This is a genomic window from Natrinema soli (genome assembly GCF_028618695.1).
Window position 1 is genome coordinate 1 of the sequence record NZ_JAQIVI010000363.1, and the last position, 3,061, is coordinate 3,061.

The 3,061-nt window shown below is 66.9% G+C and carries 2 protein-coding genes and 2 pseudogenes; 1 reads left to right on the top strand and 3 read right to left on the bottom strand.

Going from position 1 to position 3,061, the window contains the following annotated elements:
• The 3 genes and pseudogenes from PGX04_RS20670 to PGX04_RS20680 form a co-directional block, all read right to left on the bottom strand.
• Positions 1-214: pseudogene (locus tag PGX04_RS20670) on the bottom strand (transporter); the annotation flags it as partial.
• A gap of 178 nt (positions 215-392) precedes the next feature.
• Positions 393-1,901, bottom strand: a complete 1,509-nt coding sequence (locus PGX04_RS20675) for a permease (RefSeq protein WP_273740230.1) — start codon at positions 1,899-1,901, stop codon at positions 393-395.
• Between the two features lie 266 nt (positions 1,902-2,167).
• Positions 2,168-2,611 (bottom strand): hypothetical protein, encoded by a 444-nt coding sequence (locus PGX04_RS20680; protein ID WP_273740231.1) that lies wholly within the window; start codon positions 2,609-2,611, stop codon positions 2,168-2,170.
• Between the two features lie 208 nt (positions 2,612-2,819).
• Between PGX04_RS20680 and PGX04_RS20685 the strand changes: the two are divergent.
• A pseudogene (locus tag PGX04_RS20685) lies at positions 2,820-3,061 on the top strand (hypothetical protein); the annotation flags it as partial.

A 3,061-nucleotide genomic window follows, 5' to 3' on the forward strand; every position in this document is an offset into this window, starting at 1 on the left:
CGCCGCTCGAGTGTTCGGACGCGGCGACGGCGACGCCGAAGCCGAGGGTCACCAGCGCGCCGGCGACGATCGGCCCGTAGCCGAGCGTCGACAGGAACTCGGGGAGATAGCGTTCGGCCAGCCGAAGCAGGCCGTGGCTCGCCACGAGGGCGACGAGGCAGACGAGTCGAACCGGATCGCTCCGTTCGGTGGTATCGTTCGGTGATGGAATCATGGGTGCTGGGGATGGAATCAGTCGACCGGGGACGGGACGGCTCAACGGCTCGAGCGGCCGCTGTGGTCCGAGGATACGACAACCGGATCTGACGGCACTCGCGGCCCCATCCGGGTTTGACGGCACTTGCGGGCGCGGAGAACAGTGGCTTCGCGGGCGGGGACGGGATCGGCCGATTCTACTTCAGGCCGCGGTCCTCGAGCGCGTAGGCGAGCCGCTCGAGGAGCTGTTCGGAGCGAATGAGGATCCCGGCGACGTGGGGCGCGAGCCGGTTGCCGATCCGAACGCGCTGGTGGGGCTCGAGGGCGACGTAGATCTGGATCGCGAGGATCGGGGCGGCGACGACGTTGAAGAGGGTCGTGAACGTCCCCGAAACCGTCCCGCCGGCCTCGCCGGCGGGCGGGACGAGTCCGAGCCCGCCGAAGACGAGTTCGACGACGACGCCGGCGGTGACCGCCGCGAGGAAGAACGCGACGGCGATCACGGCGGCCATGCGGGTGCCGTAGTACCGGCGGTAGGTGCGGACCAGCGGCAGGATCAGCAGGTCCGCGAAGATGAAGGCGAGGACGCCGCCGAAGGAGACGCCGTTCTCCCAGAGAACCACCGCGAAGGGAACGTTGCCGACGGAACAGAGGAACGTCAACACCCCGACGACGGCGCCGAGAACCGCGTTCGAGACCACGCGCGCGAGACTGCCCTCGGCACCGACGCCGAAGAGGCCGGTCCACCACGCGGTGGGCACGAACACGGCCAGTAGCCCGGCGATGACGAAGCCGAACGTGATGTCACGCCAGAGCATGTCCCACTCTTTGACCGCGTTCGCGGTCGCCGACCGCCAGCGGTCGGCCGAGAGGAGTTCCGGGCCGGCGGTGACCGCCTCCCGATCGGTTCCGGGATCGTACGCGCTCCGGCAGCCGCTACAGCAGAAGTACCGCCGCTCGCCGTCGAACTCCTCCTCGAGCGTCTCCCCGTCGGTCGGATCGGCGGCCATCCCGCAGGTCGCGCACTCGGTTTTCTCGAGCGCTCGCGCGTGAGCCCGTGCTCGCTCGACCCAGGATTCGGGGACGAACCGCCGGTAGACGATCGCGACGACGGCGACGGCGACCAGTCCGCCGACGATCTCCGCGGCGGCGAACTGCCAGCCCAACAGGACCGTGACGACGAGCGCGAGCTCGAGGACGAGGTCCGTGCTCGCGAACTGGAACGCGCCCAGGCTGGCCGCGGCCGACGCACCCCTGGTGAACAGCGTTCGGGTCATCGCCACCGCGGAGAACGAGCAACTCGAGGAGGACGCGCCGAAGAGCGTGCCGTACCCGATTTCCCGCCAGCCGTCGTCGCCGAGGTAGTCGGTGAGTCGGTCCTCGGAGACGAACTCCTGGACGGCACCGGTGACGGTGAAGCCGAGGACGAGCGCCCACCAGGTGTCCCAGGCCATCTCGAAGGCGATGATCGCTGCTTCGCCGAGCGCAAGCAGGAACGCGCCGATCAGCCCGGCGAGTCTGGCTGCGAGGGAGAGTCCGCCGCCGTGTGGGGCCACGATCTCTGTACCAGCTGGCCGAATGGCCGCGATCGCTTCCAGCGGGAGCGGTCCGTAATCGATCGCCGGGGGGAGTATCGAAGTGAGCGATCGTCCCAGTGTGAGCGCAAGGCCGGACGCGTCGGTGATGGGGTGTATCGCGGAGAGCATGGATGGGTGTCGCCGTGAAGGACTGCGGGCCGAAGGAGTCGAGGGGGTGCCCGACCGGCGGAATCGATCGGACAGTGGCGGCTGTGCTGTCGGGCCGGGAGGTCATCCGCGCCGGAGGCGCGTCGTCCGGGCCAGCCAACAGTCATAACCAATAGTTCTAACTCTATAAAAATGGACGAAACCTAGAGGATGCGGACCGAACGGGCGATCACGGACCGGACTCGATCTCGGCCCGAGATCGATCGTTCACTCGCGCCGGACCGTCCTCAGCGAGTCAGCAACCCGATCTCGCGGTGGCGGTTGTAGAGATAGGCGAGACAGACCGTCACTGTCGAGACCAGGAACGCGACTATCGCGATCGCGATCGCGATGCCGAATCCCGCCGCCAGTCCCGCGAGGACCCCGAAGACCAGCGGGACGGCGACCGCCGCCCCGACGTAGAGCTGCCGGTCGGGCGTCCACGAGTCGGTGGTCGCCGTGACGAATTCCACGTCGCGCCAGATCGCCGGGAGGGTCACGGCGCCCGCGGCAGTGACGACGATCAGGAGCGCAATGCTTCCGACTCCCGTCGCCAGCACCGAGCCGCCGCCGGTGAGACGGGCCAGCGAGACGATCCCGAGCAGGCTCAACACGGGATAGCCGATCAGGACGTACCAGTACCACGGTGCACGATCGGTCGGATCGACGGCTGCGAAATCACCACGTGACATGACGCATCCGCCGTACGGACTTCCCACTGATAAGGTGTCTAGATTCATAATATTATAGCACAAAATAACTGGAACATACGTCTAGAGCGGTCGATGGGTTCCTTTCTTTATTGTAGATGCTCTCAGTATTGTGTCAGTTTATACCACTGGCACCGCTAGCCGGGATGCGCGGTCGGACCGCACTGACGGTTCGATTGCCACGAAACAAATGATCGGTGAACACGCATTCTGTCCGACGAGCGGTGCATCTCTCTCGAGAGATGTTCACTACGACGAACGCGGGCGCCCGGAGCGGGTCCCTCAGTCCGACGGCCTCTCTCCGAAGGCCTCCCTCGAAGCGCCGCTCACGACGGGAGAGCCCCGGTCCTCGAGACGCGCCCTCGCGACTCACTTCCGGCGGTGTCACCGTCGGCACGCCGAGCCGAGCGACGAACTCTATTGTCGCGGCGC